Annotated in this window: 24 protein-coding genes and 1 pseudogene; 22 read left to right on the top strand and 3 right to left on the bottom strand. The window is 43.2% G+C overall.

Annotated elements, in window-relative coordinates; genetic code table 11:
* Nucleotides 1-155: 155 nt before the first annotated feature.
* Together C5Z25_RS01230 and C5Z25_RS01225 are read left to right on the top strand one after the other, a co-directional pair.
* Nucleotides 156-533 carry a hypothetical protein gene (locus tag C5Z25_RS01230; protein WP_105450944.1) on the top strand — a complete coding sequence of 126 codons (378 nt, stop codon included), beginning with the start codon at nt 156-158 and terminating at the stop codon, nt 531-533.
* Nucleotides 518-1,819, top strand: a pseudogene (locus C5Z25_RS01225) (APC family permease); the annotation flags it as partial. The gene C5Z25_RS01230 and the pseudogene C5Z25_RS01225, both read left to right, overlap by 16 nt.
* 133 nt (nt 1,820-1,952) lie before the next feature.
* On the opposite strand, the gene C5Z25_RS01220 reads toward C5Z25_RS01225, so the two are convergent.
* A complete protein-coding gene (locus tag C5Z25_RS01220; protein WP_105450942.1) occupies nt 1,953-2,246 on the bottom strand; it encodes a hypothetical protein in 294 nt (97 codons plus the stop codon).
* Nucleotides 2,247-2,505: 259 nt separating this feature from the next.
* Between C5Z25_RS01220 and C5Z25_RS12595 the strand changes: the two genes are divergently transcribed.
* From C5Z25_RS12595 to C5Z25_RS01180, 8 genes are all read left to right on the top strand, one after another.
* Nucleotides 2,506-2,790 (top strand): hypothetical protein, encoded by a 285-nt coding sequence (locus C5Z25_RS12595; protein WP_105448518.1) that lies wholly within the window; start codon nt 2,506-2,508, stop codon nt 2,788-2,790.
* A gap of 33 nt (nt 2,791-2,823) precedes the next feature.
* Nucleotides 2,824-3,459 carry a DNA-3-methyladenine glycosylase gene (locus tag C5Z25_RS01210; RefSeq protein WP_105450940.1) on the top strand — a complete coding sequence of 212 codons (636 nt, stop codon included), beginning with the start codon at nt 2,824-2,826 and terminating at the stop codon, nt 3,457-3,459.
* Between the two features lie 13 nt (nt 3,460-3,472).
* Nucleotides 3,473-4,423: a 50S ribosomal protein L11 methyltransferase gene (gene prmA, locus C5Z25_RS01205; RefSeq protein WP_105450938.1), complete on the top strand. Its 951-nt coding sequence runs from the start codon at nt 3,473-3,475 to the stop codon at nt 4,421-4,423.
* A gap of 15 nt (nt 4,424-4,438) precedes the next feature.
* Complete coding sequence (locus C5Z25_RS01200) at nt 4,439-5,191, top strand: 16S rRNA (uracil(1498)-N(3))-methyltransferase (protein ID WP_105450936.1); 753 nt, start codon at nt 4,439-4,441, stop codon at nt 5,189-5,191.
* Between the two features lie 69 nt (nt 5,192-5,260).
* Nucleotides 5,261-5,584, top strand: a complete 324-nt coding sequence (locus C5Z25_RS01195) for a hypothetical protein (protein WP_105450934.1) — start codon at nt 5,261-5,263, stop codon at nt 5,582-5,584.
* 93 nt (nt 5,585-5,677) lie between these two features.
* Complete coding sequence (locus C5Z25_RS01190) at nt 5,678-7,942, top strand: RelA/SpoT family protein (protein ID WP_105450932.1); 2,265 nt, start codon at nt 5,678-5,680, stop codon at nt 7,940-7,942.
* 13 nt (nt 7,943-7,955) lie between these two features.
* The gene (gene dtd / locus C5Z25_RS01185; RefSeq protein WP_105450931.1) at nt 7,956-8,402 is read left to right on the top strand and encodes a D-aminoacyl-tRNA deacylase; all 447 of its coding nucleotides are present in this window, start codon (nt 7,956-7,958) and stop codon (nt 8,400-8,402) included.
* Between the two features lie 88 nt (nt 8,403-8,490).
* A complete protein-coding gene (locus C5Z25_RS01180; protein WP_105450929.1) occupies nt 8,491-9,114 on the top strand; it encodes an HAD family hydrolase in 624 nt (207 codons plus the stop codon).
* Between the two features lie 69 nt (nt 9,115-9,183).
* Here C5Z25_RS01180 and C5Z25_RS01175 read toward each other — a convergent pair whose 3' ends face one another.
* On the bottom strand, nt 9,184-10,032 hold the full coding sequence (locus C5Z25_RS01175) for an N-acetylmuramoyl-L-alanine amidase family protein (protein ID WP_105450926.1): 849 nt from the start codon (nt 10,030-10,032) through the stop codon (nt 9,184-9,186).
* Nucleotides 10,033-10,421: 389 nt separating this feature from the next.
* Between C5Z25_RS01175 and hisS the strand changes: the two genes are divergently transcribed.
* The 7 genes from hisS to C5Z25_RS01140 all read left to right on the top strand — a co-directional run bounded on the left by hisS (nt 10,422) and on the right by C5Z25_RS01140 (nt 18,330).
* Complete coding sequence (gene hisS / locus C5Z25_RS01170; RefSeq protein WP_105450923.1) at nt 10,422-11,705, top strand: histidine--tRNA ligase; 1,284 nt, start codon at nt 10,422-10,424, stop codon at nt 11,703-11,705.
* Between the two features lie 19 nt (nt 11,706-11,724).
* On the top strand, nt 11,725-13,503 hold the full coding sequence (gene aspS, locus C5Z25_RS01165; RefSeq protein WP_105450921.1) for an aspartate--tRNA ligase: 1,779 nt from the start codon (nt 11,725-11,727) through the stop codon (nt 13,501-13,503).
* Between the two features lie 86 nt (nt 13,504-13,589).
* On the top strand, nt 13,590-14,126 hold the full coding sequence (gene msrA / locus C5Z25_RS01160; protein WP_105450918.1) for a peptide-methionine (S)-S-oxide reductase MsrA: 537 nt from the start codon (nt 13,590-13,592) through the stop codon (nt 14,124-14,126).
* 118 nt (nt 14,127-14,244) lie between these two features.
* Nucleotides 14,245-15,120, top strand: coding sequence for a YitT family protein (locus C5Z25_RS01155; protein ID WP_105450914.1), 876 nt, complete (start codon nt 14,245-14,247; stop codon nt 15,118-15,120).
* Nucleotides 15,121-15,337: 217 nt separating this feature from the next.
* On the top strand, nt 15,338-16,465 hold the full coding sequence (locus C5Z25_RS01150; protein ID WP_234002790.1) for a CDP-glycerol glycerophosphotransferase family protein: 1,128 nt from the start codon (nt 15,338-15,340) through the stop codon (nt 16,463-16,465).
* 27 nt (nt 16,466-16,492) lie between these two features.
* On the top strand, nt 16,493-17,311 hold the full coding sequence (locus C5Z25_RS01145) for an ABC transporter permease (RefSeq protein WP_105450909.1): 819 nt from the start codon (nt 16,493-16,495) through the stop codon (nt 17,309-17,311).
* A 122-nt stretch (nt 17,312-17,433) separates the two neighbouring features.
* Entirely contained in the window at nt 17,434-18,330 is an 897-nt protein-coding gene (locus C5Z25_RS01140) for a deoxyribonuclease IV (protein WP_105450907.1), read from the top strand.
* Between the two features lie 48 nt (nt 18,331-18,378).
* On the opposite strand, the gene C5Z25_RS01135 is transcribed toward C5Z25_RS01140, so the two are convergent.
* The gene (locus tag C5Z25_RS01135) at nt 18,379-19,194 is read right to left on the bottom strand and encodes a pyruvate, water dikinase regulatory protein (protein ID WP_105450905.1); all 816 of its coding nucleotides are present in this window, start codon (nt 19,192-19,194) and stop codon (nt 18,379-18,381) included.
* A 231-nt stretch (nt 19,195-19,425) separates the two neighbouring features.
* On the opposite strand from C5Z25_RS01135, the gene rpsU reads away from it, so the two are divergent.
* The 5 genes from rpsU (at nt 19,426) to C5Z25_RS01110 (ending at nt 22,133) form a co-directional block, all read left to right on the top strand.
* Nucleotides 19,426-19,614, top strand: a complete 189-nt coding sequence (rpsU, locus tag C5Z25_RS01130; RefSeq protein WP_105448502.1) for a 30S ribosomal protein S21 — start codon at nt 19,426-19,428, stop codon at nt 19,612-19,614.
* Between the two features lie 40 nt (nt 19,615-19,654).
* Nucleotides 19,655-20,098, top strand: coding sequence for a GatB/YqeY domain-containing protein (locus tag C5Z25_RS01125; RefSeq protein ID WP_105450903.1), 444 nt, complete (start codon nt 19,655-19,657; stop codon nt 20,096-20,098).
* A gap of 174 nt (nt 20,099-20,272) precedes the next feature.
* Nucleotides 20,273-21,250 carry a PhoH family protein gene (locus C5Z25_RS01120; protein ID WP_105450901.1) on the top strand — a complete coding sequence of 326 codons (978 nt, stop codon included), beginning with the start codon at nt 20,273-20,275 and terminating at the stop codon, nt 21,248-21,250.
* A gap of 12 nt (nt 21,251-21,262) precedes the next feature.
* Entirely contained in the window at nt 21,263-21,736 is a 474-nt protein-coding gene (gene ybeY, locus C5Z25_RS01115) for an rRNA maturation RNase YbeY (RefSeq protein WP_105450899.1), read from the top strand.
* Nucleotides 21,720-22,133, top strand: coding sequence for a diacylglycerol kinase family protein (locus C5Z25_RS01110; RefSeq protein ID WP_105452817.1), 414 nt, complete (start codon nt 21,720-21,722; stop codon nt 22,131-22,133). Before ybeY ends, C5Z25_RS01110 begins: the two co-directional genes overlap by 17 nt.
* Nucleotides 22,134-22,139 lie beyond the last annotated feature (6 nt).

Genomic DNA, 22,139 nt, shown 5'->3' with positions numbered 1-22,139 from the left:
AGTCAATAAAAAAAGCCTCACAATCATTACCCTGTTTGTCTAACAGTTATGAAGCACTTCAAGCAATTTGTTTAGTGTGAGTTCTTTTGTATTCGAAATCATATATAATAAGGTCATGAACATAAAAGTAATCTGATTGGAAGTGTAAGAAAATAATGGATGAAGTGAATAAACGGATGATTTCAGAATTTAAGGCAGAAATCATCAGGCTCGGCTTAGAAAAAGGAGCATCTCGGACCAAATATGCGAAGCTGAGAAGCAATGATGCGCCAAGCCCAACGACGATGATGGACCGTTTGGATCAGTCCTGGAATGAAATCGTAACTGAATGTGGTTTTGAAGCTAAAACTGTTTCTTGGAAAAACGCCGACGTAGAAGACGTTTATCAAGCAGCTGCGCAGTTCGTGACTGAAAATGGAATTAAGTCTTCGGCTGATTATATTGAAAAATGTGACGTTGTAAAGACACCATCATTTTGGGTTGTTCAAGGGGCGATAGGTTGGCCAGAGTTTAGAATACGCTACCAGGCGTAGTCGCCGCCGAGCATGCCGGTCCGGCTGTGGTATTCTCATTTTTAGTTGCCGCAATTGTGGCAGGGTTAGTCGCTTTTGCCTATGCTGAAATGTCGGCGGCCATGCCATTTGCGGGCTCAGCCTATTCTTGGATTAATGTAATGTTTGGTGAATTCTTTGGTTGGATTGCTGGTTGGGCCTTGTTGGCGGAGTATTTCATTGCGTTAGCTTTTGTTGGTTCAGGGCTTTCGGCTAATTTCCGTGGGTTATTGACCCCATTGGGTGTGACCTTTCCTAAGGCGTTAGCGAATACCTTTGGGACCGATGGTGGCGTCGTTGATATCGTGGCGGTGGTCGTGATTGCCTTAGTATCTTGGTTATTAGCTCATGGCGTCCGTGAAGCTGCCCGGGTTGAAAATGTGTTAGTGGTTTTAAAAGTAATTGCCATTTTAGTTTTCATTATTGTTGGGGCGACAGCCCTACATGTTAATAATTACGTGCCGTTCATTCCTAAATACCATCTAAACGCTGATGGGACTGCTTTTGGTGGTTGGCAAGGTATTTATGCCGGTGTTTCAATGATTTTCTTATCTTATATTGGTTTTGATTCCATTGCAGCTAATTCAGCTGAAGCTAAAAATCCAGGCAAAACGATGCCACGAGGAATTCTAGGTTCCTTAGCAATTGCCGTTGTGTTGTTTGTTGCAGTAGCACTAGTATTAGTCGGAATGTTTAAATATACGTCGTATGCGAACAACGCTGAACCTGTTGGTTGGGCCTTACGCCATGCTGGTCATCCGATTGTCGCTAGTGTGATTCAAGGCATCGCAGTGATTGGGATGTTTACCGCACTCATTGGGATGACGCTGGCGGGGTCACGGTTAATTTATTCCTTTGGTCGTGACGGTATGCTGCCAAGTTGGCTAGGTAAGCTGAATAAGAATAAACTGCCAAACAATGCATTGCTGGCCTTAACGATTGTCGCTATTATTATTGGCGCATTTTGTCCATTTGCCTTTTTGGCACAATTGATTTCGGCCGGCACCCTAATTGCATTTATGTTTGTCTCACTAGGCATTTATGGGCTGCGGCGGCGTGAAGGCCATGATTTGCCAATACCGGCGTTTAAGATGCCATTTTATCCAGTTTTACCAGCGATTGCTTTTTTAGGGGCCTTGTTTGTTTTCTGGGGCTTGGATATTCAAGCTAAATTGTATGCTGGAATTTGGTTCATTTTAGGATTAATCATTTATTTTGGTTATGGTATTCGTCATTCTTATTTAGGGCAACAACATACTAAAAAATAACAATCAAAAGAACTTGCTTTCACTGGCTGAGTAGCCCGGTGAAAGCAAGTTCTTTTATTTAGCACTAAAAGTCATTATTAATCAGATCTTGTTAGTAACAAATTCAACGGATTAGCTTAATTGTAGTTGGCAATTAGCCCCAAGCGTTGTCCATCAATGGTAGTTGCAATAAGCCATCCGTGGTCGGGTCGGTGTTACCGATGGTCTTTAACTGCCATTGACCTTGAGCAGTTTTAGCCGCAACTACTTTTTTACGTTTGCCAGTAGTCGGGTCTTTGTAAAAACAATTCTCATTGTCAGCGCCAATCTCACGCGCTAAAACTTGATTGGTCGTAATGTAACCATCATTAGTTTGAAAGCTTTCAATTTGCGTAACGTTGGTCAGTTGCGCGTGACCACGGTGATAAATTTTTTCAACTAAAATCATGTGTGAATAGCCCCCTAAAAATAATAAACCCCTAATTCACTTTATTTTAACATAGTTATTTTTCTGTATCGGTTAATTGCGTTTAACTTTAGTAAATAAGCAAACTTTGCAAGCAATTTCTTGCGTAACCAGTTGTGAATTGATACAATAACTGTTTAAAATCTGTTATAATATTTTAAGATATGACTGAAGTGAACTTCCTTAAATTGAGGTTCTTTTTATAAAATCAATTTCACGTTGTGAAGGAGAGATAACCGACATGCTAAAACGCACGAAACAGTTCCTGCGATCGATACATTATGAATACGATAAGACATATATCAGACCGCTTATGGTTCCTGACAGCGTTTACGTGTTGAAATTCGGCAAGGACCATCGAAATAATCGCGTGGTCGTAAAGTATAGCCATACTTGGACGGGGCGCGTAAAGATTAATGAGATTGCCTTGCGGTTGCACAAGCAAAAGCATCCTCGGATTTTTAAACACGAGGCGGATCTGGTCAAGTATTTAAATAAACATTTAACAAAAAAGACGGCTGAGTAGTCGCTTTTTTATTATGTAGGTAGGTGACGGGTGATGACAGAACTCACAGACTTTCTAACGGGCCGGCCCACAACAACGATTGCCGCGGACTTGTTAGGCAAACAATTACAATTAACAACTACTGATGGCCCACTGACCGCCTGGATTACTGAAACCGAAGCCTACTTAGGCGAACGGGATGCCGGGGCGCATGCTTTTAAAAATCATCGTACGCCCCGTAATCAAGCCTTATGGTTGGCACCGGGGACCATTTACATTTATCAGATGCGGGCACAATTCTTATTGAATTTTGTGACGCAAGCGGTTGGGACCCCACAAAGTGTCCTGATTCGAGGAATTGAACCAGTAGCTGGCCTGGATCAGATGCAACGCAATCGGCCGGTCCCATTGGCTAATTTAACGAATGGTCCGGGTAAATTAATGCAGGCGTTAGGGTTACAGCACGAGTTAAATGGGCAACCATTGAGTCCCCAGACGTTGAATCTGAGTTTGAAAACGCAACGCCAACCACAGACGATTGTTAGTAGTGCCCGAATTGGGATTGTTAACAAGGGTGATTGGTCAACCGTTCCGCTACGTTACTATGTTGCCGGTAATCCGTTTGTGTCGCAAATGCGCAAACGAGATGTTGACACGGTCAATGCAGGTTGGCGACCCCTTAAAAATTAATGGAGGCTATGTTATGAAATGGACAGAAGTAACCGTAAGCACCTCAAATGAAGCCGTCGAGGCCGTTTCGAATATCTTGATGGAAGCTGGTGCTAGTGGGGTTAAGATTGATGATGCCCTGTACTATCAGAATTTGAAACCTAATCGGTATGGTGAAATTATTGATTTAGATACAATTCCGCACGTCACTAGTGGCGCATTGATTTCGGCATATTACCCTGAAACCGTATTTGTGCCAGAGATTTTACCCACGATCAAACAACGCGTGGCTGAGCTTGCTAAATATGGTTTAAATCCAGCACCAAATGAGGTCAGTATGGTGGATTTGTCGGATGAAGCTTGGGCGACTGCTTGGAAAAAGTATTACCATCCAGTCCGGGTCACGCGGTACTTAACGATTGTCCCGAGCTGGGAAAGCTATCAACCGGCGCAACCAGGTGAATTGGTCTTAAAGTTAGATCCTGGCATGGCTTTTGGGACTGGGACGCATCCCACGACTAAATTATCGTTGCAAGCGTTAGAAACGGTGATTAATGGTGGCGAACACTTAATTGATGTTGGAACCGGTTCAGGAGTATTAAGTATTGCGGCTAAAGCAATGGGCGTGGGTCAAGTGGAAGCTTATGATTTAGATGAAGTGGCAGTCACTGCGGCCCAGGCTAACTTGGATTTGAATCCAGTTGCGGCGGATGTTCAGGTGGCCGCTAATGATTTATTGACGGGCATTCAGACGCAAGCGGATATTATTGTCGCCAATATTTTGGCTGAAATCATTGTGCCCTTGGTCCCTCAAGCTAAGTCTAACTTGAAACGTGGTGGTTATTTCATCACCTCTGGCATCATCGATGATAAGTTTCAAGTTGTTTTAGTGGCCTTAAAGGCGGCGGGGTTTCAAATTAAGCAACATACGCAAATGGGTGATTGGCATAGTATCGTGGCTTATTTACCAACGGCGACGGATTAATGGAGGATGACGACCATGCAACGTTATTTTTTGACAACGGCAATTGCAACGCAAGTTGGCAGTCAATTTGCCTTAACCGGTGATCCAGTTCATCATTGGCTTAAAGTCATGCGGGCTCAAGTAGGCGACCAAGCTGAATTCGTGACCCCCAGCCAGCAAGTCGTTATCGGGCAGCTCGCTGCGGTTACAGCTGAAGCAGCCCAAGTTGAGGTTATTACCGTCACCATGCCACAAGTGGAACTGGCCCTTAGTGTGACGATTGCTTGTGGGGTTTCCAAGGGAGATAAAACGGAACAAATCGTGCAACGGGGAACTGAGCTAGGGGCGGCTAACTTTGTTTTCTTTGATAGTCAATATGCCGTGGCTAAATGGGCACCTAATAAACGCGAACGCAAACTTGCGCGGTTAGCAAAAATTGCACAATCGGCAGCGGAACAATCCCATCGGACGGTTGTGCCAACAGTGAGCTATCAGTCTAATTTAACGACGTTGGTCGCCCAAGTACCACATGATGCGGGGATTGTTGCCTGGGAAGAATCAGCGAAGCAAGGTGAACGGGGCCAGTTAGTAAAAATGTTGACCAAATTACAGGATAAACAGCGTTTATTAGCTATTTTTGGTCCTGAAGGTGGGTTAACAACGACCGAAGTGGCCGATTTGGCAACGGTGGGCGTTGTTGCGGCGGGATTAGGCCCGCGGATAATGCGGGCTGAAACAGCGCCAATGTACCTTCTTAGCGCGGTTTCTTTTTGGCAGGAATTAGTGTAATTTGCTAGTTGATGGTGTACAATGAATTATTATAATTAGTAAGCAATTTATCGTAAGCGAGGGATTAGTTTGACGGAAAAATTTCGTGAATTTAGTGGTCAATATTGGTTAGTTGCGATTATCGTTGGCATCGGGTTGCCATGGCTATTAAAGTTATTAAGCGTTAGCCGTTTTCATCAAATCGTATGGCTGTTATTTGTTTTTGACTTTTTAGTTGCCGCCATTATTGGTTGGCAGATTCGACGAACGGCACGAACCGGTTGGCTAGTTTGGCTATTGCCAGTGTTTTGTTTGCTGGGTCTATATTTATTTTTCCCCTCGTACGTTTATTACTTGGCTTTAGTGGACTTGGGGATTTCGTATTTGGGTTACGGTATGAGTCGCCCACGGTAGTTAATAAATGTGATAAGTGAGCGACAAGACACGTGGTGACAAGCTAACGTGTCTTTTTATAAAATTTGAATCTTTTGAAATCGTGGTGATAGAATGTCTAAACAACCTACTTGGACTGCGCAAGATGTGCTTGACGCGGTTCAAAAATATATGAATGCGGAACATGTCGCGTTGGTCAAACGGGCCTGTGACTTTGCAACGTATGTGCATAAAAATCAGTCGCGGCAATCTGGTGAACCTTATATTATGCATCCGATTCAGGTCGCCGGTATTCTGGCAGATCTTAAAATGGATCCGGAAACAGTGGCATCTGGGTTTTTGCATGATGTGGTTGAAGATACTGGCGTAACCCTGGGTGACGTTGAAGAAGTCTTCGGTAAAGACGTGGCCGTCATTGTCGATGGTGTGACGAAGTTGGGCAAGATTCGTTATAAATCCAACAAGGAACAATTAGCTGAAAATCATCGTAAGCTGTTGTTAGCGATGTCAAAAGACATTCGCGTGATGATTGTGAAGTTAGCGGATCGGTTACATAATATGCGAACCTTACAGCATTTGCGTCCGGATAAGCAACGTCGAATTGCCAATGAAACGTTGGAAATTTATGCGCCAATTGCAGACCGGTTAGGGATTAGCACGATTAAATGGGAACTGGAAGATATTTCACTTCACTATTTAAATCCGCAACAATACTACCGGATTGTTCATTTGATGAATTCGCGACGTGAAGACCGTGAAAAGTATATTGAAATTGCCATTCAAGATATTCATCAAGCTTTGCACGATCTTAATTTACCGGATGCGGAGATTTATGGGCGGCCAAAGCACATTTATTCTATTTACAAAAAAATGCGTGATAAGCATAAGCAGTTCAGTCAACTCTATGATTTGCTCGCTATCCGGGTAGTGGTTGACTCGATTAAAGACTGTTATGCCGTTTTAGGTGCGATTCATACGCAATGGAAACCGATGCCTGGGCGATTTAAGGATTATATTGCTATGCCTAAGGCTAATATGTATCAATCTTTGCACACGACCGTTGTTGGTCCTGAAGGCAAGCCATTAGAGATTCAAATCCGCACTTATGAGATGCATCGAGTAGCTGAATATGGGGTTGCAGCTCACTGGGCCTACAAAGAAGGTGTGCGTGATCAAGTTCAGACGACACGTTCTGGTAATAAATTAAACTTAGTTAAGGAAATTATCGAATTACAAGATGAAAGTAAAGACGCGGCTGACTTTATGGAAGGCGTAAAAGGCGATTTGTTTAGTGACCGCGTCTATGCTTTTACCCCGAAGGGCGATGTCACGGAATTACCTAAAGGCGCTGGCCCACTGGATATGGCTTACTCTATTCATACTGAAGTTGGCAATCATACAACCGGTGCTAAAGTCAATGGCAAAATCGTGCCATTAGATTATCAGATTAAAAATGGAGACATTGTTGATATCTTAACGTCAACAAGTTCAACCGGACCTAGTCGGGATTGGCAGAAATTAGTCTATACGCGACGGGCACGTAATAAGATCAAACAGTTTTTCCGTAATGCGGATCGGGAAGGCAATATCGGTACCGGTCGTGACTTGCTAGATCGTCAATTACGTGATTTTGATTTTAACCCCAAAACGGTTATGACCAAAGAAAAGGTTGAAGCAGTCGCTAAAAAGATGCATTATGCAAGTGATGACGATTTGTATGCGGCCTTAGGGTTTGGCGATATTCAGCCGGTGGGGATTGCTAATCGGTTAACGAGTGATGTGCGGAAGCAACGTGAAGCTGATCGCCAGCGGGAACGCGAACGAGCGATTCTGGAAGAGCATCATGAGGCGACACCCAAGAAAAAGGCTAAAGATCAACATGAGGATAAGGACAAACAAGATGATAAACGCAAAAAGGTGTCGTCATCTGGTGGGGTCATTATCCAAGGCGTTGATAATCTCTTAGTGCGATTGAGCCATTGTTGCTCACCAATTCCTGGCGATGAAATCGTGGGGTATATCACTAAAGGTCGTGGTGTCTCGGTGCACCGGATAGACTGTCCTAATGTCAAGAGCGCTGAGTCTCAAGGTGAGCGGTTGATTGAAGTGGCTTGGGAAGATCCAGAAGGCGATCGGACGAACTACAATTCTGATTTAGAAATTCAAGGTTATAACCGGAATGGGCTGTTGAATGACGTGCTCAAAGTGGTCAACAATAATACGAAGTTTTTGACGAACGTTAATGGGAAGGTTGATCATAACAAGATGGTGATTGTTAGCGTTTCGTTGGGTGTTCGCAACTTGGCACATTTGCAACGTATTATTGAGAGCCTTAAGAATATCCAAGATGTGTACGTTGTTGAACGGAAGCTATTTTAGGAGGTTTAAGCGTGTGCGAGTTGTCTTACAACGAGTTCAAGAAGCCCAGGTGACGATTGCTGGTCAAGTTCATGGGGCTATTCAAGCGGGTTATGTGTTACTCGTCGGTTTTCGTGATGGTGATGGTCAACCAGAATTGGATTATTTAACGCATAAGATCTTAAATTTACGTGTTTTTAGTGATGCGCAAGGTAAAATGAATTTAAATATCCAGCAAGTTGGCGGGGCTATTTTATCGATTTCACAATTTACCCTCTATGCGGAGACGCAGCATGGCAATCGGCCTAGCTTTACTGCTGCAGGTAACCCGGTTATGGCTAATCAGTTGTATCATACATTTAATGAACAACTGGCAGCAACCGGTCTTAAGGTTGCGACCGGTGAATTTGGTGCTGATATGCAAGTCACACTTGTGAATGATGGTCCCGTGACCATTTGTTACGATACTGAAAATAAATAAGGTTAACAACGTGGGACCAAGGTGAGTGATTACCGATTGGGGCCCACGTTTTTGTGAGCACTAAACAGGTTAAAGGAGACTATAGACGATGCATGAATTTATTTGGGATTTAGATGGGACCTTATTGAACACCTATCCAGCAATGGTAGCAGCTTTTCAGCAAGCTGTGCGAGTACTAGGGGGGCAAGTAGGTGCTGATGAGACCTATCAACTGATGCGCCAACACTCGGTTGGCATGGCGGAACGGACGATTGCTGAGCGCTATGGCTGGGATTGGCACGCGATTAGGTCTGGTTATCAGCAAATCGAACCGACCTTACAAGTCGCGCCGAATGCATTTGCTGGCGCTGAGGCGGTTTTAGCAAAAGTTCAAGCGGTTGGCGGTCATAATTATTTGATGACACATCGTGGGGCAAGTGCATTAACTTATTTAGACCAGACCCAACTGACCACTTATTTTACTGATTTTGTCACGGCAGCCCAACCTTTTCCACGCAAACCAGATCCGGCTGCACTAAACTATTTGTTAACGAAGTATCAAGTGGATCGCTCGCAGGCGGTGATGGTTGGTGACCGCAATTTAGATATTGATGCCGGACATAATGCTAAGATTGCCGGTTATTTATTTGATATCGATCACCTGATTACGGTAACTAGTCATCCAGAACTGCAGGTCGATCAGCTGCCGGCTTTATTACCTTGGATTAAGTAGGGTCAGCGACATAGTAAAAGCCCAGTTACCGGCAAAGATGCGGCGGTAACTGGGCTTTTACTGTAGTGCTTATTGATTGGCAAAGTAGGTCGATAAACCGGCGTAAACGGCGTGGGCTACTTCATTTGGGTATTTCTTAGAGCTGATGGTTTTAAAATCAGATTTATCATTGATATAACCGAGTTCCATTAACACTGCTGGAACTTGATTATCCCGAATGACTAAGAAGTCACCAAAGTCAGTTCCTTTATTTCTAATAGGCAGGGCGTCCACATCGCTACTTAAGGCTTTAGCTAGGCCTAATGAAGTCGACTTGTGATAGTAATAGGTGGTAATACCGGAGGCCTGATTTTTTTCGGCGGTGCTGTCAAAATGGAAGCTGATAAATGCATCGGCGTGTAATTTATTGGCGACTGCGGGCCGATCATTCAGACTGACCCATTTATCAGTATTTCGTGTTAAGACAACGTGGGCACCAGCAGCGCGTAACCGTTTTGCCACGACTTTAGCCACACGTAGCGTATAGGTCTTTTCCATTTTACCTTTACTGGATAGGGCCCCGGAATCGGAGCCGCCATGGCCGGGATCAATCACGATAGTGGCCTCAGAAATCTTAGTCGTTCTGGTGAGTTGACTGTTATTTTCATTAACGAGCCAACTCGCAATCCAACCAAATTTATGGTCCGCATAGCGCACATACAACCAATTGTTTTTACGCCGCACGATGTGAACCTTTGTGCCTTTGGTTGTTGCGTCTGTGACGGCATAGCTCATTCCAGGCCCTTGCCGGATGTTAACATTGGCGATATTAACAACGGCGGTATTGTGCGTAGCGAGCAGGAAGGTAAAGCCTGCTACTAAACCAATAAAAATTAGTGTGACGGTAATTTGACGCCAAAAGCGTTTTAATACTTGCATGAGTTTCACCAACTAGTTAAATAATGACTGTTTTTTAAGTACCAAAGTAGTATACCAAAAAAGGACACCTTGTAACGGATTATTCCGGATAATTTTAATGGCAATAGTTGACTTTTGCTAGTATTTCGTGTAACTTTAATCGTAAGTTAATAAATCGACCGCAGAGAAAGCCAGAGCATCAGGCAACGCTTTAACCAGAGACCGGTAGTGCTGAGAATTCCGGAAAGCATCCTAATGAGGAGACACTTTTGAGGTGAACGTAAAGTTCCGCCTGTGTTGAACAGACGTTATCAGTTAGTGCTCATAAAGGTGGTACCGCGCATAAAAGCGCCCTTGGATAAACAATCAAGGGCGCTTTTTTTGTCGATTTACTGAAGGAGGAAAATAAAATGAGATATCAACGGCCTAAAGGGACGGCCGATATTTTGCCCGGCGATAGTGAAAAGTGGCAATATGTCGAAGCAACGGCCCGACAAGTGTTTAAGACTTACCAGTTCAAAGAAATTCGGACCCCAATTTTTGAAAATTTTGAAGTTTTCTCACGTTCAGCGGGAGATACTTCGGATATTGTGACTAAGGAAATGTATGACTTTCATGATAAAGGAGATCGTCACATTACCTTACGGCCAGAAGGAACTGCCGGGGTAGTTCGGGCCTTTGTCGAAAATAAATTATACGGGCCGCAAATTTTGAAGCCTTACAAGGTTTATTACATGGGACCAATGTATCGTTATGAACGGCCACAATCTGGTCGGCTCCGTGAGTTCCATCAACTTGGGGTGGAGGCTTTTGGGAGTGAAAGTGCAGCTTTAGATGTCGAAGTCATTGCCATGGGCTTTAACCTATTGAAGCAATTCGGCTTAAATGACTTGAAACTGGTGATTAATACCTTAGGTGATCAAGCGACACGTGATGCTTATCGGCAAGCACTAATTGATTATTTGGAACCTCATTTTGAAGAGTTGAGTGATGACTCTAAGGCTCGGCTACACAAAAATCCACTCCGGGTGCTTGATAGTAAAGCCCCTGAAGACCAAAAGTTTGTTGCTGCTGCACCCTCAATTTTAGATTATTTAACGCCGACTGCGAAGAATCACTTTGAACAAGCCCAGCAGTTTTTAACGGCGCTGGAGATTCCTTTTGAAATTGATGCAACAATGGTTCGTGGGTTAGATTACTATAACCATACTATTTTTGAAATCATGACGAATTCAAAAGCATTGGGTCAAGGCTACACCACGATTTGTGCCGGTGGACGCTACAATGGGTTAGTCAAAGAACTTGGTGGCCCAGAAACGTCGGGGGTTGGTTTTGGCCTCGGAGTTGAACGGCTATTAGTGTTAATGGATGCTGAGCAGAGTGCTTTTCCAACCGATGATGGGTTAGATGTATATGTCGTTGGGATTGGTGATACTGCTAGTGCCACGACTTTGAAGTTGGTTCAAGCGGTCCGAGGTGCCGGTTTAACTGCCGAACGGGATTACTTGGATCGTAAACCTAAAGCGCAATTTAAGAGTGCTGATCGCTTGCATGCCCGTTATACCATGACTGTCGGTGAGAGTGAAATTGAAGCGGGCGTTGTGAATGTAAAAGCCATGGCGACCGGAATTGAAACCCAAGTTAGCATGGCTGACATTTACGCCAATGTGAAACAAGTTTTAACTGCACAATAATTAAGGAGGTCCTATTTTAATGAAACGAACAACTTATGCTGGTTTAGTTAATGAAGAATTTTTAGGCCAAGAAGTAACCTTACAAGGCTGGGTACAAAAACGTCGGGATTTAGGCGGCTTAATCTTCATTGATTTACGGGATCGTGAAGGCATCGTTCAATTGGTATTTAGCCAAGAATTTTCAACGGACGCATTAGCGATTGCTGATCAATTACGGAATGAATACGTGATTGAAGTTCAAGGTAAGGTCGTTAGTCGTAGTGATGCTGCCATTAATCCACGGATGAAGACGGGTAAAGTGGAAGTCGAAATTCAAACGGCTAAAATTTTAAACCAAGCTAAGACACCACCATTTTATATTCAAGATGACATCAATGTATCGGATGAATTACGATTGAAATACCGGTATTTGGACTTACGTCGGCCAGAAATGCAACGGGGCTTAAAGATTCGTAATGGGATTACGCGTGCCGTTCACAGCTATTTTGATGCTAATGACTTTTATGACATTGAAACGCCTTTCTTGACGAAATCAACGCCGGAAGGTGCGCGGGATTACTTGGTCCCTTCACGAGTTTATCAAGGCCATTTCTATGCGTTACCACAATCACCACAATTATTTAAGCAATTATTGATGGGGGCTGGCTTTGACCGGTACTATCAAATCGCGCGTTGTTTCCGTGATGAAGATTTACGGGGCGATCGGCAACCAGAATTTACCCAAATTGATATGGAAACTTCATTCTTAACGGCGGAAGAAATTCAAAGTTATACTGAAGGCTTGATTAAAAAGGTGATGCACGACGTTAAAGGCATTGAAATCAAAACGCCTTTTGATCGGATTACTTGGCAATCAGCAATGGACCGGTTTGGTTCTGACAAGCCAGATGTGCGTTTTGGCATGGAACTAAAGGATATGTCCAAAGTAGTCGCTAATAGTGATTTTAAAGTCTTTACTGGTGCCCTCGAAAATGGTGGTTGTGTTAAAGCGATTGCGGTTCCTGGTGGCGCTGACCAGTATTCACGCAAAGCCATTGATGCTTATACGAGTTATGTCGAACGGTTTGGTGCTAAGGGCTTAGCCTGGATGAAAGTAACCGACGACAGCTTTAGTGGTCCCGTTGCGAAGTTCTTTAAAGATGACTTTGAAGCCATTACGACGGCGGCTGATGCTAAGCCTGGCGATTTACTCTTATTTGCAGCGGACAGCTTTAAGATCGTTTCAGATACCTTAGGTTACTTGCGGAAAGCGATTGCGAAAGAACAAGGACTGATTGATGATAGCAAGTTTGCGTACCTCTGGGTCGTTGACTGGCCTTTGTTCGAATATGATGAAGGGATTGAACGCTGGGTTCCTGCGCATCATCCATTCACGATGCCGAATGAAGAAGATGTGCATTACCTAAATGAGGGTGAAGATCCCCATCAAGCGCATGCACAATCTTATGATATCGTCTTGAATGGTTATGAATTAGGGGGCGGCTCAATCCGGATTCATACCCGCGACTTGCAAGAAAAGATGTTCAAAGCGTTGAACTTTACGCCAGAACGGGCACAAGAACAATTTGGATTCTTATTAGATGCCTTAGATATGGGCTTTCCACCGCATGGCGGCTTAGCAATCGGGTTAGACCGGTTCGCAATGTTGCTGTCCGGTAACGATAACATTCGTGAAGTGATTGCGTTCCCAAAGAATTCCAAGGCTTCCGAACCAATGACCAATGCGCCAGCTGAAGTTTCTGAACGACAATTACAGGATTTGGCCTTATTTGTAACTAAACCAACTGATAAAGCTTAATTTTAAGCGAGAACGTCCGGTGAATAACTGGACGTTCTTTTTAGTTAGTGTTAAATTTATATTAAAATTTAATTGGAGTGATTTTAATGAGCAATGAAACTGCAATTTTTGCTGGTGGGTGTTTTTGGTGCATGGTTCAACCGTTTGATCATCAGCCCGGAATTATCAGTGTTGTTTCGGGGTATACAGGTGGTCATACTGTTAATCCAACATATGAACAAGTAAAATCACATCAAACTGGTCATACCGAAGCAGTTAAGATTACCTTTGATTCGGCCCAAATTACCTACGCAACGTTAGTTGATATTTATTGGCGACAAACGGACCCGACGGATGCTATGGGACAGTTTCAAGATCGTGGTGATAATTATCGGCCAGTGATTTTTGTCAATAGTGAGCAACAACGACAGCTGGCTACGGTGTCGAAGCAACGGTTGCAAGCCGCGGAACAGTTTGACAAGCCCATTGTGACTAAGATTGAAGCCGTTCAACCATTTTATCCAGCTGAAGCACAACATCAACGGTTTTATGCGAATAATCCAGTAGTTTTTGCAGCTCAAGAAGCGGGTGGTCGTGCGGACTTTATTGCGGACCATTGGCAACAAGCGCCAAAAGTCGATTGATAGCCTGTGAATTTGCTGAGAACCGTGAGACTTTCGGTAGAAAAGTGCATAGCCCTGTTTGTCGCAGTTTAGTAATGTTAAAATAACGAAGACAACATATAAAGGAGCATTTTCAGCCATGAATGATTTTCAGCAGTTGACTCGGCGGCACCGTGATGTGACGAAGGCCTCAACGGCATTTATTTACGCGATTTTAGTGTCCGTCGCGATGAATTTCTTTTGGACACCGGGACACATTTATTCTTCTGGGATTACTGGGTTAGCGCAATTAATTAATAGTTTGATGACGAAGTTCTTGCCCGTGCAATTTTCAACAGCGTTACTATTGTTCCTATTGAACGTGCCAATGTTTATCATTGCGTGGCGCTCAATCGGCCACCGGTTTACGATTTTTACTTTCTTAGCCGTCGCACTTTCAAGTATTATGATTAAAGTTGTGGCGCCAGAAAGTTTGACCCATGATCCAATTATTTGTGCGATTTTTGGGGGCGCAGTTAACGGATTTGGGACTGGGATGTCATTGAGAAATGGAATTTCAACGGGGGGCTTAGATATTATTGGGATCGTCTTACGGCGCAAAACGGGCCGTAGTATCGGGACTATTAATATGGCGTTTAACTCACTCATTGTTATTGCGGCAGGGTTCATCTATGGGTGGCCTTATGCTTTTTATTCTGCTTTAGGCTTATTGGTTAATGGCCGAGTCATTGATATGACGTATACGCGCCAACAAAAGATGCAAGTGATGATCATTACCAGTCGCCCGAAAACGGTAATTGATAGTGTTCAGAATCGGATTCGTCGCGGGGTGACTATCGTGCATAATGCTGAAGGTGCCTATCGTCACGATGACAAGACAATCTTGTTTACGGTAATTACCCGGTATGAAATGTCGGAACTTACTGCCGCAATGGCGGAGTCTGATCCCCATGCCTTTGTCAGTATTTCAGATACAGTTAAAATTTTGGGCCATTTTTATGAGCCTGAGCCGTAACGATTTAGGCAGCTGTCAATTGTGATTGATGGCTGTTTTTAGTTAACTGCACTTGAAAAAATGAGTGGTTATCAGCAACTATTTGTTTATTAAAATTATCTTATTTTATAAGAATGGCATACTTGGATTTTTTAAATATGCTAAACTGATAAATAGTGCTTAATAACGGGCTAGATGAAGGTAGTTTAGCTGCGAAAGGGTGACTAGCTTGAAAAAGATGGGCTATTTGTGGCTACTCACGTTGGTTTCGTGGTTAGCCCATTTCAAACGCTCACAACGGATTATTTATTTGATGAGTTTTGCGGATAATCTCGAGTTTATCATGGCACTGGCACAACGCGTCCCCGGACGCTTAACGGTGTATTACTTACCGTCAGCTACGGTAGGCGCTGAAAAATTAGCTGCTCAAGGGGTGGCAATTCAGCCATTTCAAGATTCGTTGCACTTTGTATTAACCGGAATTCCCGTGATTACTCAGGCCGTGGATGTGTATTGTGACAATTATTTTGCGTTTACCGCTGGGTTAACACGCACTAAAGGGCAACGGCTCATTCAATTGTGGCACGCTGGGGGGGCGGTTAAGGCGTTTGGTTGGGGCGACCCGCAAACGGCGCAACGTTCAATCGCTGATCAGCATCGCTTTCAAAAAGTTTATAATCAGTTGACCGACTATGTGGTTGGGGCCGATAAGATGGGTGCGGTGTTTGCGACGAGTTATCATGTTCCACGTGAACGGATGCGAGTGCTGGGGTATCCACGCTCGGACCGCTATCGTCAGCCGACTTGGGTGCAACAAACTCGGGCGGCGATTTATGCGCGTTATCCGCAATTACATGACCGCGAAGTGCTTTTGTATGCCCCTACTTATCGAGCCGGGGTCACCTTTGACTTACCAGCTGATTTTGGGGAATTACAGTTAACGGCTAGGCAAGTGTTGATTGTTAAGTTACATCCGCACTTGGCGGCGCAAGCGGAAGCTTTGTTAAAGCAGTATCCAGGGCTAATTATGCTAGTGCCGGACTTTAGTACTGATGAATTGTTAACCATCACTGAGACGTTAATTAGTGATTATTCATCCGTTATTTTTGACTATGCGCTCTTGCCAAATTGTCAAAAAATGGTATTCTATGTTTTTGACTGGCAAAACTTTCAGCAGGCCGTGGGCTTACAACCTGATTTTGAACAGTGGGCCCCAGGGCCGTTAGTTCAAACGATGGCCGAACTGAATCGTGTCTTAGCAGCGCCAGCTAAACGGCAACCTGTGCAGGCTTTCAATCAATTGTGGAACACGCATAATGATGGGCAAGCAACTGCACGAACGTTAGCCTATTTTTATAAAAAATAAACAGTACAGATAGGGAGTGTCAGTGCCTTGAAAGAGGTCGTATCAATTATTAAAGAGCAATTCCAGAATTGGGGAATTATTTGGCGGATTTCTAATTATGAAGATCAAGCCAGTTATCAAAGCCATTATCTGGGATTAGCTTGGGAATATTTATATCCGTTAATTCAAATTGCTATTTATTGGATTGTCTTTAGTGGTGGGTTTAAAAAGGGCAGTGATCTGGATGGCGTCTCATACTTAATGTGGATGGTTATTGGGATTACCCCGTGGTTCTTCATGAACCGAGCAATCTTGGATGGTTCTAAGAGTATCTATCAACGGGTTAACATGGTATCAAAAATGAAATTTCCAGTTTCCGTGTTACCTTCAATTCGAATTGTTGGTAACTTGAACGCATTTTGGACGATGTTAGTGTTCTCAATTGGGTTAGGCTTCTTTAATGGCATTTACCCTTCAATTGCTTGGTTGCAATGGATTTATTACTTTATTGCGATGATGGCACTAATGTTTGCTTTGAGTGTCTTTAACTCGACGGTTTCTGTGCTGATTCGGGATTGGCAGATTTTGTTACAATCCATTATGCGGATGTTATTTTATCTATCAGGTGTGTTATTTAATTTCCAAACAACGGGCTTTCCAGCGCCGTTTGTCCGGATTCTTGAATTGAATCCGTTCTGGTACATTATCTCAGGGTTCCGCCAATCAATGTTTAATCAAGGTAGCGGCAACTATATCTGGGATCGACCATTGTTAACGCTCATTTTCTGGGGCTTTATCTTAGTTGTACTACTAGTCGGTTCACATTTACATTATAAGTTCCGTTCACGCTTTGTGGACATGATTTAAACGATAATTTGATGACAGGTCATCCAAATCCATGCCATTAAAGGACTTGCTTACAAAAGGGCCTGGGACAATTGTCTCGGGCCCTTTTATGGTTAAAAACTAAAAAAGGTTAGGTGTAAAAAATGCTTAGATTAGGCTCACACGTTTCAATGAAAGCGCCAGACATGTTACTGGGTTCTGCCAATGAGGCTGTTAGTTACGGGGCCAATACGTTTATGATTTATACTGGGGCGCCACAAAATACGCGTCGCAAGCCCATTGCAGATTTGAATATTCCAGCCGGTCAAGCTGTTATGCGGGCCCATGATTTACAACAAATCGTGGTGCATGCGCCGTACATCGTTAATCTTGGTAATACCAAGAAGCCGGGATATTTTGAGTTTGCCACTGATTTTTTATACCATGAGATTGAACGTGCTGAAGCCGTTGGTGCAACTCAATTAACGTTGCATCCTGGGGCTCACGTCGGTGCGGGGGCCCCGGCAGCAATCGCCCAGATTATTAAGGGGTTGAATGCAGTGATTCGACCGGAACAAACAATTCACATTGCCATTGAGACGATGGCAGGGAAAGGGACCGAAATTGGACGAACTTTTGAAGAACTGGCGGCCATCATTGATGGGGTTACTTATAATGAAAAGCTGTCGGTGACATTTGATACTTGTCATACGAGTGATGCGGGTTATGCGATTAAAACTGATTTTGATGGGGTTTTAAATGAATTCGACCATGTGATTGGGTTAGACCGGTTACAGGTCATTCACTTGAATGATTCTAAAAATCCACAAGGCTCACATAAAGATCGCCATGCTAACCTCGGTTTAGGGACGATTGGCTTTGAAACATTGAACCAGATTGCCCATCATCCACAATTAACCGCAATTAGTAAAATCTTAGAAACCCCCTATGTTGGACCAGATAAAAAACACCAACTGGCACCTTATAAATATGAGATTGCAATGCTTAAAGCAGGTCAATTTAATGCGGACCTGTTGGCAACGATTGAACAGCAAGCTTAGATGGTCACAAAAAAGCGAGCTTAGATTTTATCCTAAGCTCGCGCTTTGTTATTGGTTAGCTTCGTTATAACCGAGACTTTCTGTAATCAGAGTCGCAGTTTCCTCAATGGATTTGTTGGCTACGTTAATTACGAGACAACCGGCCTTTTTGAAAATCTTATCGGCGTAAGCCAATTCTTCTTTGATTTTATCGGTATTCGAATACATGGTATCTGGATTTAAGCCGTATTGCACCATACGTTGCCGACGAATGGTGTTCAGCTGTTCGGGATCGTTAGTGAGACCAAAAATCTTTTTAGGATCGACTTGCCAGATTTCATCTGGAATTTGGGCTTTAGGAACCAATGGTAAATTAGCAACTTTTAAGTTTTGGTTAGCCAGGTATAGCGATAATGGTGTTTTAGAAGTTCGGGATACGCCTAGTAAAACAACATCCGCACTTAAAAAGCCAGTAGGATTCTTACCGTCATCATAGGTCACGGCAAACTCAATCGCATTAATTCGGTCAAAATAGTTATCATTTAGAGCGTGGACTGTACCAGGATGATTGGCCGGTTGTAAATGGGTCACTTCGGAGAACGTATCTAAGGCCGGGGTGATTACATCATAGTAAGGCAAGTGATTTTCCTGACAAAAAGCATTCACACTTTTACTAAGCTGGCGATCCACGAACGTATGGAAAATAACGGCATGATCCTTTAAAGCTTGTGCTAAGACTGTATTTAACAGTGATGTTGTCCGTACGAATGGAAAACGCTGGTAGTTAATCTCAACGTTTGAAAATTGGGCAGCGGCAGCTTGAGCGACGGCATGAGCAGTGGCACCCACTGAATCAGATAAAATAAATATTTTTATTTCTTGCATTGTCAAAACCCCATTTCAGTATCAATAATGTCTTCAGTGTAGCATAGCACCGCGGTTATGAAAACGATTTATCATTTCAATTTGGTTAAAATAATCAGATTATTTTTATTTATTTTTAAACTTTTGTTGACGCCGTTTTTCTATTTATGTATAATTTACTAGAACAGTTGTATTATGTAAGTATGCATAATTTGACAGTTACTTTTTAAGCTCGGAGGGAGGGAATTTCATATGGCAAAAACAGTCGTTCGTAAAAACGAATCTCTTGATGATGCTCTTCGTCGCTTCAAACGTAACGTTTCAAAAAGTGGTACTTTACAAGAATACCGTAAACGGGAATTTTACGAAAAACCAAGTGTGAAGAAGAAGTTAAAATCTGAAGCAGCTCGTAAGCGTAAGAACCGTCGTCGTTTCAAGTAATTCGATTTAATTGAAACACTTGAGTCGAGGAGGGTACCCAATGAGTTTAGCAGAAACACTCAATGGTGATCTTAAAGCTGCAATGAAGGCACGCGATAAGCAAAGCCTTAGTGTTTTACGGATGCTTAAATCCGCATTAGTGAATGAAAAGATTAATGCTGGGCATGAGTTAACGGCAGATGAAGCAACAAGCGTGATTTCACGTGAGTTGAAGCAACGTCGTGAATCATTAAGTGAATTCGAAAACGCTGGTCGGCAAGATTTAGTTGATGGGGTTAAAGCCGAAATTACGATTGTTGAAAAGTATATGCCAAAGCAATTATCTGACGATGAAGTCAAACAAATTGTTGCGACTACGATTGAACAAATCGGAGCTACCGGTAAAGGTGACTTTGGTAAAGTAATGGGTGCAGTAATGCCAAAACTTAAAGGTCAAGCAGATGGCAAGCTTATCAATCAAACAGTTAAATCATTATTGAATTAACGGTTAAGTCAGGGAATTCGTTCCCTGACTTTTTTTATTGCCCCAAAACCGCTAAGCTGGTAGCGGTTAGGCTTTTATGCTATGATTAGTTCACAAAAGTACACTTAAATAAGTACAGGTAAACTGTTTTAGTGTGCCCGATGATGAGAATTAAATCTGTTAATAAAGGGGTCCATGTTTTTGACTGAAAACTCAAAATATGAACAAAAATTTCTAATCGCTGACCCAGCACAATCAGTAGCGTTACTGGGCCCAGAAGATCAGCATTTAGCAATGTTGGAAGACGGGCTACATGTCAGTTTGCACGTCTTCGGTGATCAGATGACAATTAGCGGTGATGACGAAGGTGCTGTTCGTAATGCGCAAGCTGTTTTAGAAAATTTAACGAGTTTAATGAAACAAGGTATTCAGATTGGGGCTCCCGATGTGATTAATGCCATTAAGATGGTTAATCGCGGGACTTTAGATTACTTTAAAGACTTATATGCTGAAACCTTGATTAAAGATAATCGAGGACGTCCCGTCCGGGTTAAAAATCTTGGTCAGCGCCAATATGTGCAAGCGGTCAAGCAGAGTGATATTACGTTTGGCATTGGACCTGCTGGGACTGGGAAGACTTATTTAGCTGTTGTAATGGCAATTGCAGCTTTAAAGCGCGGTGAAGTCGAGAAAATCATTTTAACCCGTCCGGCGGTTGAGGCTGGTGAGAGTCTGGGATTCTTACCTGGTGACCTCAAAGAAAAGGTTGATCCATATTTACGGCCAATTTATGATGCGCTCTATGACATTTATGGTGCGGAACATACGCAGCGGTTAATGGATCGGGGTGTGATTGAGATTGCGCCGTTGGCTTATATGCGTGGTCGAACCCTTGATCGTGCTTTTGTTATTTTGGATGAAGCTCAAAATACGACTAATGCACAGATGAAGATGTTTTTAACCCGGTTAGGCTTTGGCGCTAAGATGATTGTTAATGGCGATGTGTCACAGATTGACCTACCACGGCATACGGCCAGTGGTTTAATTCAAGCGGAACAAATTTTAAGCAACATTAGCAATATTACGTTTGTGACGTTTACGGCGGATGACGTGGTTCGTAATCCGGTGGTTGCCAAGATTATCACGGCTTACGATGATGCGACACAACGCTAAACGGAGGAAATCATGGATTTAGAATTATATGACCAAACGACTGCTGGTGCTGCCGCGGCAGATTTGCAATTAATCCGCGAATTAATTGCATTAGCCGGCAAACGCTTAAAATTACGCGATGATACGGAAGTTTCCGTGACATTGATGAATAACGCTGATATTCAAAAAATTAATGAAACGTATCGTGGCGTTGATCGCCCCACGGATGTGATTAGTTTTGCAATGCATGATGACGATGAGACGATTATTATGGACCCAGAAATGGCCGCGGCGATGCCATTGAACTTGGGTGATATTATGATTTCAGTTGATAAGGTTGATGAACAAGCTGTATTTCTACAGCATTCTCGTGCACGGGAACTAGGTTATTTGGTGGTGCATGGCTTTTTGCATTTAAATGGCTATGATCACTTACAACCAGCTGACGAAAAAGCCATGTTTCAATTACAACGGGAGATTTTAGATGACTATGGCCTCGCAAAATAAGCCACAGCGCCCGCAAGTTGGGAAGAATCATTCTTTTTGGCAGTCTTGGCGGCATGCTTGGACTGGCTTAACGACGGTGGTTCGCGAAGAGCGTAACATGCAGACTCATCTGGTCTTAGGAGCGGTGGCAATCATTGCGGGATGGTATTTTGGGCTGTCAGTTAATCAATGGCTCTGGCTGTGTCTAGCCATCTTCTTAGTGATGTTATGTGAGATTAATAATACAATTGCTGAAAATATTTGTGATTTAGTCACGGGCCCGCATTATCATCCGTTAGCCAAAAAGGTGAAGGATATTGCGGCCGGTGCCGTCGTGTTTGCTGCGGCGTTTGCAGTATTAGTCGGCTTAATTTTGTTTATACCAAAAGTTTGGCAATTAGTGCTAACTTGGTGGTAGAAAGGG

The sequence above is a fragment of the Lactobacillus sp. CBA3605 genome, from assembly GCF_002970915.1.
In the GTDB taxonomy this organism is placed as follows: domain Bacteria; phylum Bacillota; class Bacilli; order Lactobacillales; family Lactobacillaceae; genus Lactiplantibacillus.
Note: the sequence above shows the minus strand (reverse complement) of the source record. Positions and strands in the feature narration are given on the sequence as shown.